This is a genomic window from Paraburkholderia fungorum, assembly GCF_046026025.1.
GTDB classification, from domain to species: Bacteria; Pseudomonadota; Gammaproteobacteria; order Burkholderiales; family Burkholderiaceae; genus Paraburkholderia; species Paraburkholderia fungorum_E.
Window position 1 is genome coordinate 1 of sequence record NZ_JAQQFL010000058.1, and the last position, 14225, is coordinate 14225.

14 protein-coding genes are annotated in these 14225 nt (G+C 59.3%); 1 reads left to right on the plus strand and 13 read right to left on the minus strand.

The genetic code is table 11. From position 1 onward, the window contains the following. Positions 1-52: 52 nt before the first annotated feature. From PQR67_RS36950 to PQR67_RS36990, 9 genes are all read right to left on the minus strand, one after another. The gene (locus tag PQR67_RS36950; RefSeq protein ID WP_054042416.1) at positions 53-346 is read right to left on the minus strand and encodes a YciI family protein; all 294 of its coding nucleotides are present in this window, start codon (positions 344-346) and stop codon (positions 53-55) included. A gap of 58 nt (positions 347-404) precedes the next feature. Then, positions 405-1334: a VOC family protein gene (locus tag PQR67_RS36955; RefSeq protein WP_408467729.1), complete on the minus strand. Its 930-nt coding sequence runs from the start codon at positions 1332-1334 to the stop codon at positions 405-407. Positions 1335-1372: 38 nt separating this feature from the next. Next, positions 1373-2221, minus strand: a complete 849-nt coding sequence (locus PQR67_RS36960; protein ID WP_408467730.1) for a fumarylacetoacetate hydrolase family protein — start codon at positions 2219-2221, stop codon at positions 1373-1375. Positions 2222-2277: 56 nt separating this feature from the next. Further along, on the minus strand, positions 2278-3618 hold the full coding sequence (locus tag PQR67_RS36965) for an MFS transporter (RefSeq protein WP_408467731.1): 1341 nt from the start codon (positions 3616-3618) through the stop codon (positions 2278-2280). Between the two features lie 221 nt (positions 3619-3839). After that, positions 3840-4811, minus strand: a complete 972-nt coding sequence (locus PQR67_RS36970) for a PDR/VanB family oxidoreductase (RefSeq protein ID WP_408467732.1) — start codon at positions 4809-4811, stop codon at positions 3840-3842. 103 nt (positions 4812-4914) lie between these two features. Then, complete coding sequence (locus tag PQR67_RS36975; RefSeq protein ID WP_408467733.1) at positions 4915-5952, minus strand: aromatic ring-hydroxylating dioxygenase subunit alpha; 1038 nt, start codon at positions 5950-5952, stop codon at positions 4915-4917. A 724-nt stretch (positions 5953-6676) separates the two neighbouring features. Then, on the minus strand, positions 6677-7021 hold the full coding sequence (locus PQR67_RS36980; RefSeq protein ID WP_408467734.1) for a hypothetical protein: 345 nt from the start codon (positions 7019-7021) through the stop codon (positions 6677-6679). Positions 7022-7046: 25 nt separating this feature from the next. After that, the gene (locus PQR67_RS36985; RefSeq protein WP_408467735.1) at positions 7047-8699 is read right to left on the minus strand and encodes a carboxylesterase/lipase family protein; all 1653 of its coding nucleotides are present in this window, start codon (positions 8697-8699) and stop codon (positions 7047-7049) included. 2 nt (positions 8700-8701) lie between these two features. Next, positions 8702-9556, minus strand: coding sequence for an SDR family oxidoreductase (locus PQR67_RS36990; protein ID WP_408467736.1), 855 nt, complete (start codon positions 9554-9556; stop codon positions 8702-8704). 107 nt (positions 9557-9663) lie between these two features. Here PQR67_RS36990 and PQR67_RS36995 point away from each other — a divergent pair, with 107 nt between their 5' ends. After that, the gene (locus PQR67_RS36995) at positions 9664-10266 is read left to right on the plus strand and encodes a TetR/AcrR family transcriptional regulator (RefSeq protein ID WP_408467737.1); all 603 of its coding nucleotides are present in this window, start codon (positions 9664-9666) and stop codon (positions 10264-10266) included. A gap of 90 nt (positions 10267-10356) precedes the next feature. On the opposite strand, the gene PQR67_RS37000 is transcribed toward PQR67_RS36995, so the two are convergent. The 4 genes from PQR67_RS37000 to PQR67_RS37015 form a co-directional block, all read right to left on the minus strand. Then, a complete protein-coding gene (locus PQR67_RS37000; RefSeq protein WP_408467738.1) occupies positions 10357-10680 on the minus strand; it encodes an aldehyde dehydrogenase family protein in 324 nt (107 codons plus the stop codon). Then, positions 10610-11200, minus strand: coding sequence for an aldehyde dehydrogenase family protein (locus PQR67_RS37005; protein WP_408467739.1), 591 nt, complete (start codon positions 11198-11200; stop codon positions 10610-10612). Before PQR67_RS37005 ends, PQR67_RS37000 begins: the two co-directional genes overlap by 71 nt. Positions 11201-11261: 61 nt before the next feature. Continuing rightward, complete coding sequence (locus PQR67_RS37010) at positions 11262-13385, minus strand: acetate--CoA ligase family protein (RefSeq protein ID WP_408467740.1); 2124 nt, start codon at positions 13383-13385, stop codon at positions 11262-11264. Then, a complete protein-coding gene (locus PQR67_RS37015) occupies positions 13382-14188 on the minus strand; it encodes an enoyl-CoA hydratase/isomerase family protein (RefSeq protein ID WP_408467741.1) in 807 nt (268 codons plus the stop codon). Before PQR67_RS37015 ends, PQR67_RS37010 begins: the two co-directional genes overlap by 4 nt. Positions 14189-14225: the final 37 nt, after the last annotated feature.

The following is a 14225-nucleotide window of genomic DNA, read 5'->3' on the forward strand; positions in this document are numbered from 1 at the left end:
AGGAAGGGCGTTGCCGAGTCGGTACCTGTGGGCCGAGTGCAGCCGACACGCGCTAAATGTGCCTATCCCAGCGATGTATGTAGACCCTGTCGTACAGACCTGCCTTCGTGAACGGATCGCCGTCATGAAAGCGCACCACCTCGTCGAGACTGGTTGCCTCAAGAATCATGAAACTCGCCAGATTGGTGTCGTCGTTGTCGCTGACACATAACGGCCCGGCCTGAACGAGATGAGGTACGGCATCCGCCAGCAGATTGGGTTTGAAATATGCGCGATGATCCGCACGAAGCTGCTCGCGCAACTCGGTGGTGCCAGGCTTGTCGAAACACAAACGAATGTAGAGCACCTCAATTCCTCCTCTTGTTTAACCATACATGCCACGACGAAAATTCGCGCCGCCCGGCTTACGCCTCAGTATTGCGAATGAAGTAGTCGGGAACATCCGGTCCCCATTGATAGAGCGAGTCCTCCGGCTGGAAGTCTCCGGTCGGCCATACGCTACCTGCCGAAACAAAGTCCATATCGGCGGAGTACTCGGAGAACGATCCCCATGGATCACGCACATAGTGGAAATAATTCGAACCAAGCACATGCCTTCCCGTACCCCAACCGGCCTTAAAACCCGCCGCCGCCATTTGCGACGCACCTGCGCCGACCTCGTTGACGTTCGCCACGTCCCATGCCACGTGATGCCAGCCTCTTGCAGAACTCTTCACGAACGCAAGTAGATGGTGGTCGCTGCCATGCGGCGCATGCGTGAATGCAATGATGTCGGCGGAGCAGTCCGAGAGCCTCAAACCCAGAGCCGCCCCATAGAACGAGACGGCGCGCCGTGTGTCCGGCGTGAACAGCAGCACGTGCGACAGGCGGCGCGGGCATACGGTTTTGACCTCCGAGCGCATGCACGAGCCACGCGCGTCTGCCGCAACATCGGTATGAACCACAGAGGTTTTCTCATTCGGCGAAGTTTTTGGACCAACTCGGACCTGAATCAGGTTGCCGTCTGGATCGTTAAACCAGAAGCCTTGCTCATCGCTTCGTACGTGTGCGGGACAGAGGGTCGCGCCAGCAGCTATGACCTGCCGCTCGATTGCCGTCATATCCCCGTCGAAGCAGTTGAAGCTGAGATAAGCGAGCGATTTCCGATCCGATGGCAGCATACGAGCCCAGCGATGTCCGTCGCCTGCACGGATATCCAGACCTTCCGCCGCCGGTGTCACATCGAGTCCGAATGCCGTGAAGAAATACCCGGCCTCCGACAGCGACGGGACATTGAGTGCGAAGTGATCGATCGAATGCACTGCAAGGATTTTCGAATCGCGGTTGGCTGCCATCTTGTCTCCTCCTGCGTCGTTTGCGTTGGCAGGCGTCTTCAAGCGCCCGCTTCGTCGACAATCGTGTTGCGCAAGGTGCCAAGCTTTTCGACGGTCACTTCACACACGTCACCGGCTTTCATCAGCAACTTCGGATTGCGCGCCCAACCGATCCCAGAAGGTGTACCCGCAACGATCACGTCGCCCGCTTCCAGCGTGATGGCCTCGCTGATGATGCTGATGAGAGATGCGATGTCGAAAACCATCTCGTTGGTGTTGGCGGATTGAACGACCTCACCGTTGAGACGAGTCTCCAGCAGCAAGCCTTTCGCGCCTGGCGGAAGTTCATCGGTAGTGACAAGGTCGGGTCCGAACGCGCCAGTGCCGTCGAAGTTTTTCCCCACTGTCCACTGCGGCGTCTTGAATTGATATTCGCGCACCGATCCGTCGTTAAACAACGAGTAGCCCGCGACGTGTGCCAGCGCGTTTTCCGTTGCAATATGACGACCACCCTTTCCGATCACGACTGCGATTTCTCCCTCATAGTCGAGTCCTTCGGAGTCGGTCACCGCGGGGCGAACCATTGGCGCATCGTGGGCGACCAGGCTGGTATTCACGCGCAAAAACAGCGTGGGATACTTTGGTTGCTCGAAATTGCTCTCCTTCGTGTGATCCGCGAAGTTCAGACCGACGCAGAGAATCTTCGGTGGGCGGCGCAACGGCGGCAGAAACTTCAAACCCTCTTCCGCTTCGATACGGCCGCCGTCCTGCTTCGCCGCCCACGTTTTCAGATCAATGCCCTCAGCCAGCAATGCTTCCAGCGTTGTTTCGCCCAGTGTGCGAATCGCACCATGCTCACGCACACCCAACCATGCCTTGCCGTCTTTTTCAAAACTTACGTACCGCATGCCCTTCTCCTGAATAATCGCGACGCGTTGTCGCATTTCTGTGAAACCAGGCCGAATCAAACTTTCGCCACATTGCTGCCACGATAGAACCAGCCGTTCGCCAGCATCGCGACGCCGGCGATCAACGCCGGTGCGGCAAACGTCACGAATGCGAGTTCGACGGAATGAAATGTCGCAAGCAGAATGCCGCCCGTCATCGAACCGATGATCGACCCGATGCGCCCAACAGCCAGCGCCCAACTCACACCAGTGGCTCGTGCAGCCGTCGTATAGAAACCGGCGACAAGCACATTGGCGCCGGACTGCGCACCAGATAGCCCCAAACCCGCCATGAATACGGCCACGTAAACCCATGCGGGCTCATTGATCGAAAAACCGATCAATGCGATTGAAACAGCCGCCACGGCGTAGGACACAGCCAGTACTACGAATTGATTGACACGGTCCATCAGGCGTGCGTTTATCAGAGATCCGACGGTGCCGCCTAGCGGCAGCATCGCACCCACTCGCGCTGCATGGGCCGCGTCGATACCGGCGCCTGTGATCACCGTCGGCAGCCAGCTACTCACCTGGTAATAGACCCACAGCGTGCAAAAAAACGCGACCCACATCAGCAGCGTGCCGGTGCGATAGCGCGGGTTGAACAGTGTTCTGACCGCCGATTCGTCGCCCGAGGCGGTCTTTGCGTCCTCCGGGATCACCTGTTCCAGCGGCGTGTCAGGGTCACCGGTCAAGCGCTTGAGCACTTGACGCGTCTCCTGACGGTAACGCGGCTTGCCGGCCATGAAACGCAACGACTCCGGCAGCCACAACCAGACGATCGGAATCAGGCAAAGCGGGAACAGGCCACCGAAAACGAATACGCCTTTCCATCCGAAGGTCGGAATCAGGAGCGCAGCTATGGCGCCGCCGAAAGCGAGGCCGAGCGTGAAGCCGCAAAACATCAGCGTCACCATCCACGCCCGGTTGCGAGCCGGACTGAATTCCGACGACAGGGTGATTGCATTCGGCATCGCACCACCGAGGCCCGCGCCGGTCGCGAAGCGCAGCAGGATTAGCCACGTCAGTGACGGCGCATACGCGCAGGCAAAACTGCCCATGCCGAACAGCACCAGCGAGATCATAATGACGCGCTTGCGGCCGATGCGATCAGCGAGCGGTCCGAATAGAAAACTTCCTACGGTGAGGCCAAACAGGCCCGCACCAAAAATTGGACCAAGCTGGGCGGGGCCAAGCGACCAGGCCTTTTTGAGCAACGGCGCAACATACCCTACCGAGGCGACATCAAAACCGTCAGCGGCGACAACAAAAAAACACAGAACGAGGGTGATGATCTGCAGGGACGATATTTGTGTATCGTCGATGAATTTCGAGGGCGTAACGACTTGCGCATGCATTTCCTGTCTCCAGAGGATTCGTTCGCTTGAGTGCGAAACTATTTCCATTTTTTATCTCCCGCTTTTTTGAGCGTGGATGCGACATTAAACGCTGGCGGTCTATAAATCTATACAATGAATTTCATACCCACCATGAAACAGATGCATAGATGCACCTCTCCGATCTGAATTTCCTGTACGTGCTTCAGGCCCTTGCTGATGAACGAAGCATGATGTGACGCTCATAGATCTACAACCAGAATCGAAGAACGAGATCTTGAGCAGCAAGGCAGAAATTGATCATTCCTTTCTCGCTCCTGCTGCGTCAGATACATGTCCCGATGATCTGGAATGCCGGAAATCACACGTGTTAGACAGGTTCCACATACCCCCTGCTCGCAAGAGGTTGGCACTTCGATCCCGTTGCGGGATAGCGCGTGAATAACAGGCTCATTAGCACCAACTCGAATGATCCGTTCACTTCTAGCCAGCCGAAGATCGAAGGCATCGCCGGCTTCCTGAACCTGGTTGGAAAACGCCTCAAAGTGAATTTGCGCTTCGCTCCATCCCGAAGCATGCGCAACCCCTATCGCGGCATCCAGAAATCCTCGCGGGCCACAGATATATAGGTGTACGCCGGGGTTTGGCGTGGATAGTATCGTCGTCAAGTTCAGCGGCTGCCCGGAACTTTGATCGTCAAGATAGAAGTGCACCCTCTCCGTGTAAGGCGATTTTTCGAGCCGCTTTCTAAACGCCATTCTCGCAACGCTGCGGGCCGCATAGTGGAAGTCGAAGCTAACGTGATTTCGATGTAACTCCTCTGCCATCGCCAGCAGGGGAGTCACTCCGATTCCACCTGCCAATATCAAGGCGGAACGCGTATCGGGAACGAGGGGGAAATGGTTCTTCGGCGGGGAAACCCTCAGAAGGTCACCTTCATTGACCCGCTCATGCATGCTACGCGACCCACCACGTCCTGAGGCATCGAGCAAAACTCCAATCAGGTACCTTTTTCGATCAGCAGGCGAGTTCGCCAGAGAGTACTGGCGCACGAAATTCTCTGGCCCCGGAATCTGGACATCGAGGTGTGCGCCGGCAGTGAATGCAGGTAACTCCTCTCCCGACTCGGCAATCAGCTCAAAGCTGCAAATTCCATCGGCCTCGTTAGTTTTCCTGATGACACGCATGGATAGTAAATTCACTACTTTTTCCATCAACAATCACGTCCCAGTAGATCGTTTATTTTGAAGTGGCGCAGCGTCAACTGACGTAACCTGCTTTCACCCTATTCCCGGCAAGGGTTGCCATGGTGGCAGTTCATGCAGGCACCGGAACGTGGCGCAGTTCCTCTTCTATTTTTGCCTTCACCAGCCGACGCGCCTGGTTCCCACCGGCATCGCTAATAAGATCGATTGTTGGCGCACCAGGTAAATCACGCATCCGGGAATGCTGGCTCTCAAGCACCATTTTGTCTTCTTCGAAGGTCGCGTAAACCTCCTTGAACAGTGCCTCGGTAGCAGCGGACTGATCCACCTTGAAGTTGTGCGCGGCAGTCCAGAAATAGTGCGTTGAATGCTCCGTTTCCGGCGTCACTCCGTTGAAAATTCGCGCGCCGAACGTATTCCGGTAATTGTCTTCGTCAACGCCCTTACCTGCATCGTTCGCGCCGACATAGATGTTGATTAGTCCTGGTCTAAAGCAAATCTCCATCCATCGATCTATACTTCCCTTAAAGCCGACTGCCTTGACGTAGGTCGGGGGAGGTACCGAGTCACGCATCCATCGGCGCACGCTAACTTGATCTTCAGAACGAACCACTTTCACTTCCGCTCTGGAGTGGGCTTCTGGCGTGCCGCCGATCGTTTTCTCATGGACCCAGCCAACATGTGAGAGGTCGATCAGATTGTCATGGATCAGTTCGTAGTAGGCGGCGATGTGCCGGTAACTCTTTTTGTGGGCCCATCCCGGATCACTATGCCAGGGATAATCTGGCACGGAAGTTTCATCTGCGCGCGTTGAATCTCCCATCCAGATCCAGATGACGTTGTCCTTCTCAACGACTGGATAACGCCTTATCTGTGCGTTTTTTGGAATGACATCCTGTGCTGGAATATGCACACATCGTCCGGCATGGTCGTAAGAAAGACCGTGATAGGCACAGACCAGATGCTCTCCACACACCCTCCCCATCGACAAGGGAAGGCTGCGATGCACGCAGCGATCCTCAAGAGCGCTCACTTGACCAGAAGCCGTGCGATATAACACGATTGGCTCGGCAAGTATTGTCCTCGCCAGTGGCTGCGAGGTTAGCTCTTCCTGCCACGCAGCCACGTACCAACAATTTCGAATGAACATTGAAGTCTCCTGATATTTTTTACGAACTACGCTTCTTATTTGTCAGTCGCCGGAAGATTGAACGTTGCAATCATTCCACGAAGAAACCGATACTTTCAGGACGAGCATTCGCCACGCGCGCTAGCTGCGGATCTCATGGTGGTTACCCACGCAGCGCGTACTGAGGTAACTCATCGTATGCACGGGAAAATGCGAACCGCATGTTGCGTGGCAGTGTTGGCACCGAGCGTATGTGGGTCCGATATATAACTGCGAGAAGGACACGGTGGCTTGAGAGCAGGCCACCTGAATATGTGAGATCGAGCCGTTCAGTTCTTACACCTCGCAACCCATGCGTTCTGGTAATAGACAGGTCGACACCGTCCGCCTTCTGCGTATCACAATTCGACACTTCCGCCTCCTGCTTTCTATTCTTGTTCACATCCTGGAGTGAAAGTTACACGTAGTGCTTCCATAAATCCATGCAATGGATTTCATAGTCGTCATGAATCCACTGCATATTCAATGTTGCTAACACTCTTCATCCGACCGATCGGTCGTAGATATGATCAAGTACGGGATGTGATGCGTTGCCCAATGAACGTCACGTTTGAGTGGTTCCGAAAATAAAAAAGACGTGATGCAAGCATCACGTCAAAAGATTCCGGCTACGGGGCCGTGAGCCAGAATCCGAGAGCAGGAGTGCGTTCACCGCTGACACGTTCAAGCAGAACAGTAGGCCAGGTTACCGAACCGCGCTCAGATAACGATTGATTTCAGTCAATAGCGCCGAGTGATATTCTTCAGGCAAGCACCTGTCGTCACTCAGAGACATCAACACTTCAATCCTGTTGCGGAATGATCGAGTGACATCAGCCTTCATTGAGGCTGGCAGGTGCACCAACATGGAAATCAGCAATTCACCGATGACCGCTAGACGCGCACCGTGTTGAACTGCATTGATGCCATTTGTTCTCGACAGCAGCGTAAGCGCTCCGATCAACGCGTCGTTGCTGGCTGCTTCGCACTGAGCTAGTGAAGTGAGCACAGATTGCTCGATCGAATTTGTTTCGAATGGTAAGGATGACATATTGTTTTCAGGTACGGGAGTATGACTAGCCCATGAACAGGAGCACCGCCTTCGCCACAACCTTGGCCAACGGCGCCGGCATCCGGCCCTGGACTCGCCTCCAATCCTCCGGCAGCCGACCGGAAGACCTGAAGGACTGGATGAAGCGGAACCGCTCCGTTGCGTCCTCGGGTGCTGCGCCGCTGGAGCTGCCGAAACGCATGACTAGGGAACCCGGGCCGCCATAGACCGGCCATGGCGGCAATCCCGGGCCGTTCGGACTCCCGTTCCGCGCGAAGTTCGTCCAGTACGACATCATCAACGCCGACAATTCCTTGTCTGCCTCGCCGGCCGGTGCCTTTGACGGCCCAAAGCTCATGTCGAGGCTACCGAATACGAATGCCGTTTCCGCGCCGTGGCTAGGCTTGGGCGAATAGGGCGAGGTGTAGTCGAAGTTGTAGGCAAACACGTCCGAGCGGGCCGTCGTGCGATGCAGACCCAGCCATGCCCAGGTCTGTTGGCTAATGCACAGATCACCCATCAGGTACTGCGCCGATTGCTCGGCCGCTTGCTTCGTGCCGGCAGGATATGCGGCCAGAAAGTCCTGCATTCGAGATGGACCGAACTGTGCCGTGGCGGCCTTGACGAACTGCGCCGGTGTGCGATGCGGCAACGCCCGGCTCATGAAGAAACTGTGTTCGTCTGCATTCCAGCCACCCAGCAAAGGGACATCGGCTTGGCCGCCGCGCTCGAACGTTTGCGCGGGCGATTCTTGCAGCACAAAGCCATCGATATTAGGAGCAAATGCGGTGATGGCCGGGTCTGTAAGAAAGTTCCAGACGGAGGCGCGGTGAAGCTTTTCACCCGCCAGCGCACGCAACTCCGCGAGAGAACGGACCCGCATCCTGGTCATGAAGGCGCGGGTTCGGGCTTCGGCCTCGGCCTTGGTCGCGATCGACCCATGCTCGGTGTCCCAGAATGCGCCGCTTTCTCCGATGGCTCGATGGAACAAGCCGCGGGCCAGTGGTGAGGCCATGAGCATGCCCACAGCATGCGACCCGGCGGATTCGCCAAACAGCGTGACATTGCCCGGATCGCCGCCGAATAATGCAATATGATCTTTCACCCATCGCAGCGCCTTGATCTGATCCTGCAAGCCGAAGTTGCCCGAGGGCGAACCTTCGCGATCCAGTTCGGGATGAGCGAGAAACCCGAACACGCCAAGCCGGTAGTTCATGCTGACCATCACGACGCCCTTCGCCGCGAGGTGCGCGCCTTCAGCCCCGAAGAATGCGGACGCGCCCAACTCGAAGCCACCGCCGTGAATCCACACCATGACCGGCCGCCGCTCCTCGGCAGTCTGCGCCGCAGTCCAGACATTCAAGGTCAGGCAATCCTCGCCCTGGTCCCTGGTCAGCGCTTTCAGGCCCGGCACCGGCATCGGTGCCCCAAAGCACGGCGGGCCATAAGCAGTGGCGTCGCGGACATCGGTCCAGCCCACGACATCTTGCGGAGGCCGCCAGCGCAATGCACCGACCGGTGGCGCAGCAAAAGGGATTCCCTTATAGGCGAGTACGCCCTGTGCATTGCGGGCAACGCCGCGGATGCGCCCATGCGGCAAGCTCAACTCAGGCATCAGCATGGCTGGCGCTTCCTGTGCCGACGCGGGATGAGCGCCGTGATTGACGTGTGCTGACATTCTCACCGTCCTCCCGCGGTCGGCGCGGCCGGTTCCGCACTCAGGAACCGCGCGCGCATCAGTGCGATATAGTTATCTTCGCCCATTTCGTGCCGAGCCTTGACCAGCGCAGCGATATCTTCGCCGACAACATAGCGCAGCCGCGACGACTGATCGGTGGCCGCGCCGAAGACAACATCGGCCACCTGCTCGGCACTGCTCGTCTCGCCGCCCAGCATCGCGGCATAAAGGGCGTTGGTCTTGTCGATGAACCGGTCGTAGCAGGCCAGCGACCGATCATGCGCAAATTCAGAGAACATCCGCACCCCAAACTGCGTGCGCACTGCGCCCGGTTCGATCAGCCTGACGAAGATGTTCTGCGACGTCAGTTCATAGGCCAGCGATTCGGAGAAGCCCTCGACCGCGAATTTGGTGGCGTGGTACATCGACATCAGCGGCACGGTGATCATGCCACCGCTGGAACTCACGTTGACGATCGTGCCACCGCCCTGCCGCCGCAAGACAGGCAGCACGGCGCGCGTGACATCCATCAGGCCGAAGACGTTGACCGCGAACTGCTCCTGGATCTTATGCGGCGACAGCGCCTCGAAAACGCCAAACAGGCTGAAGCCGGCGTTGTTCACGAGAACATCGATCCCGCCGAAGCGCTCGACGGCCGCATCAACCGCCGAGGTCACGCTGGACTCGTCCTGAACGTCCAGTCGTGTGACGAGCAGGCGGTCTCCGTTGACGAGTTCAGTCTCCGCAGACGGATCGCGCAGTGTCGCCACGACGTTCCAGCCCTGCCCGGCAAACTGCTTCGCTACAGCTTTGCCGATGCCTGACGAGGCACCGGTGATGAAAATGGTCTTGGGCATATCTCCTGCTTCGTTCCCACGAGTCGTTCATATGTTGAGGTATCATTCAACTTCATCCTATTTCAAAGTTGAGGGTGTCGTCAAGTTATGAATAAAACCTTAACGCCATGAACCATCCAGGCGCCGGGAAAGATGGTACGCCGCGTCTACGACGCGACGCACAGCTCAATACGGAAAAAATCAAGACTGCCGCACTGGATGCATTTCAGGAGCGTGGCCTCGACGTGCCACTGGAAGAGATCGCACAGCGTGCGGGCGTCAGCATCGGCACCCTGTACAACCGGTTTGGCACGCGCGAAGCACTCACCGATGTGGTCATGGCGGACGTCGCGGCAGAGCGGCTCAGTGACGCGGTGGCGCGCGCACGCGGCTGCCCCGATCCATGGAGCCGGTTCGCCTCTTATGTCGAACTGATCTGCGAAATCCAGGCCACCGAGCCTGCGCTCAACGACATCGTTTCACGCCGCCATCCCGACGCCTCGCGGCTGGCGGCTGTGTGCGACGAGACCATGACGCACGCGCGGCAATTCGTCGAAGACGCGCAGCGCGATGGTTCGTTGCGCCCCGACTTCACGCTTGAGGACCTGTTTCTGGTGTTCGTGTCAAATGGCGCACTGATGCGGATCATGGCCGAGATCGGAGCCGGCACCTGGCGGCGTCGCGTTGGGTTCACGCTCGACGGTCTTCGCACCGAGGCGGCGCGACGATGATGGCGAATATCGCCCGCTCCACTTTATAGTTTCTCTATTTGATTGGGGCGTCGCGCTCAAGGCGTGCCGTGCTTCACTGCGGAGTACCGGTTACAGCATGATGTTGATCACCTTCGTTTCGGTATAGCTCAGCATTTCGTCGAGACTCTCTTCGCGTCCCACGCCAGAGTTCTTGTAGCCGCCAAATGGCACGCCCCTGAAATGGGTGCCCACACCGTTGATCCAGATATAGCCGCTACGAACCTGACGGGCGGTCTGCATGGCCGTGCCGATATCAGCCGTCCAGATGGACGCCGTCAGACCGTATTCGACCGAATTGGCAATGTCGAGCGCCTGCTTCGCATCACTCCAGCGCATGATCGACAGGATCGGCCCGAACACCTCCTCCTGTGCGATACGCATCTGCGATGTCACATCCGCAAATACCGTTGGCTCGAGCCAGTAGCCGCGCTGGAACCCGGCGCCCTCCGACCGCCGGCCGCCGGCCGCCGTGCACGAGCCGTGCGCCGTCAGCCTTGGCGACTTCGACGTAATTGCATACCTTGTCGTACTGCGCCTTCGAATTGATCGGCCCCATGGTCGATGTTTCGAGCGCCGGATTACCCAGCCTGATCTGCCTGACACGAGCGACGACGCTTTCGACGAACTCGTCATACAGGCTGTCATGTACCAGCAGGCGGCTTGTCGAACCACAGGACTGGCCCTGCCACGCAAAATTCATCCCACGCACAGCGGCATCTTTGGCTCGCTCAAGATCGGCATCCGGGAACACGATCATCGGATTCTTGCCTCCGAGCTCGAGCGAGATGTGCTTGACGCACACGTCGGCCGCGGACTTCTGGATCTGGCGAGCGGTGCCGGGCGACCCGATGAACGCGATCCGCTTGATATCTGGGTCGATCTGCTGACGCGCTGACCAGACAGAATCATGCACGCGCGCGATGCAGTTTTCCCCGCCCGCGCCACCTCGCCATCGCGAACGCGCACGCTTCGTACTATCGCGGCCGAAGCACGGCTACGCCGTCGGCGGCCAGCACGCCGCACCCGTCTTCAAGCACGAATACGGGATTGATTTCCGCCTCGGCGAGCGTATCGCCCAGCTCCTTCACCATCGCCGAAAACGCCACGATCGCCGCAGCCAGCGCGGCAACGTCGCCACACGGACGGCCGCGATAGCCGTCGAGCAGCGGCCACGTCTTCAGTGCGCGGATCATCTGAATCGCTTCCTCGTGGCACAGCCCCCGGTCCGGCGGCAGCAGGCACAGCGTGGTGTCCTGGAACAGTTCCGCGGTCACGCCGCCCATACCCAGCATGATCGCCGTGCCGAGCGGATCGCGATGCATGCCGAGGATCACCTCGACGCCGCCTGAGACCATTTCCTGGACGAGGAACCGCCGCGGCTGTGTTCCGGTATGCGAAGCAACCTCGCTACGCATGCTGGCCAGCCGAGCGGTAATCTGATCGGCTAGCACGTTCACCGCCACGCCACCGATATCGCTCTTATGCGTGATCTCGTTCGACAGGATCTTCAGCACCACCGGACCATCCAGCTCACGCGCCGCTTCGATTGCCTCCTCGTCGTTCGTCACGACCTTCTCGCGCACCGACCGCACACCATAGGCAGCGAACAGTTGCTTCGCCTGCGCCTCGTCCAGCAATCCCGACGGCAAATCCACAACGGGCAAGGCCGGATGGCCCACGGGTGCCGCCGTCTCCTCGGCATGCCTCGAGACCTGCGCGGCCAGATGCATGGCCGCAAGCGCCGTCGTACAGCTTTCGGGCGCGGCGAATGCGGGCACGCCTCGCCGGTTGAACAGCGTCGTCAGTGCCGGCGCGTGAGGGCTGACATAGGCCAGCACCGGCTTGTCACTAAACGGCAGGCAATCGACGATCGCGCCGCTCATCAACTCGGGCATGGCCAGCGCCGACGACCCGGCGACGACGACGACCGCGTCGTAGGACGGACTGTCCAACAGTGCGCGGATCGCGCCGCGCAGCAGGTCGGGCTGCAGACCCGCGAGCGTCACGTCGATCGGATTTCGATCGAGCGCGCCATGGTCGCCGGTCTGGAGCGCGCGTAGTCGCGCGCCCGTCGCCTCGTCGGGCGGTGGCGTCTCGAAGCCGCCCACACCGAGGCTGTCGGCGATCAGCGTGCCCGCGCCCCCCGTCGAAGTCAGGACCGCCACGCGCTTGCCTGCCGGTCTCCTGCCCGATGCGAGCGCGGCCGGCAGATCTAGCATGTCGGCGAAGGTCTGCGCACGGACAATGCCCAGTTGCGCGAACAGCGCGTCGTACATGCGGTCCGCACCGGCGAGCGCGCCCGTGTGCGACACCGCCGAGCGAACCCCTGCTTCCGAGCGGCCAACCTTGAACGCGACGATCGGCTTGCCCGCGGCCATCGCCTTGAACGCGACGCGCCGGAACTTCGCGGGGTCGCGCAGCGTCTCGAGATAAAGCGCGATGACCGACGTCGCGGGATCCTCGACGAGGAAGTCCACAAAATCGGCGACATCGAGATCGACCTCGTTACTGGTCGAAACCAGCTTCGACAGGCCAATTCCGCGAGCGGCCGCACGCGACAGCAGCGAGCCGAGAATGCCGCCGCTCTGCGACACCACGCCGATCGTCCCCGCGGTGAAGTCTTCGATTTCGAGCGCGCCAGTAGCAGACAACGTGATACGATCGGTCAGATTGACAAGCCCGATCGTGTTCGGCCCAAGCAGGCGCATATTGCCCGCCGCCTCCAGCAACTCGCGCTGACGCCGCCCACCCTCGTCGCCGACTTCCGCGTAGCCGCTCGCCAGCACGATCGCGGCGGCCGCGCCCCGTGCCGCAAGCGAACGCACTGCTTCGTGCGCACGCTGCGCGCCGAGCAGCACGATGCCGACGTCCGGCGCCTCGGGTAGTGACGCGACATCGGGATAGCAAGGCAGTCCATCGATCTCGTCGATGCGCGGATTGACCGGATATATGTTGCCGCTGAAACCGTGCCTCTTCAGATACGCAACCGGGCGGCCGGCGGTCTTCGAGGGATCGGACGAGGCACCGATAACAGCGACGCTGCGCGGACGCATCAGGAGGCCAATTGCGTCGAGCGTGGTCTGGACACGTGCGTTCATGCGGCCACTCCTTTCTTCGCGCTCTGCAACTCGAGGAACGCCCGCACCGACTCGCGGTGATGGGTACTCGTGTAGCACACCGCCTGGGCCTGACTGCCCTGCATCAGGATTTCGTCAGCATCCGATTCGAACGAGCGGTTCAGCAGCGTCTTGCCCAGCGCCAGCGCCACCGCCGATCCTTGCGACAGTTCCTCGGCCCACGCATGCGCATCGTCCAGCAGCTTGTCCGCGGTGCTCAGCCGGTCCGCTATGCCAAGGCCGAGCGCCTCGGCAGCATCGACCCGGCGACCGCTGAAAATCAGTTCCTTCGCGCGCGGCAAGCCGACCCTGCGCGGTAGCAAATAGAGGCCGCCGCCGTCAGGGATCAATCCGCGTTTGATATAACTCCATGCGAACGAAGCCGCATCGGACGCGATGACGAAATCGCAGGACAGCGCCATATCCGCGCCTAGACCGGCCGCTGCGCCGTTGACCGCGGCAATCGTGGGTTTCGGCATTGCGTAAAGCAACGTCACCGCGTGATGCACGCGTTGCTGGCGGCGCCAGCCCGCGAACGCAATGTCGCCAGCGGACGCCTGCATGCGCTTTTCCATGCCCGCCACGTCACCGCCCGCACAAAACCCCTTGCCCGCACCCGTGACGACCAGCGCACGGATGGCCTCGTCCCGACTCACCTGCTCCAGCGCTTCGATCAGTTCGCTGCGCATTGCGTCGGAGAAGGCATTGCGTTTTTCCGGCCGGTTCAGCGTCAGTGTGGCAATGCCACTGTCGACGTTCAACTGGATCGTGGTTGAATCACTCATCGTATTTTCCTCAACAGATAAAGAATCGCGGCGTCAT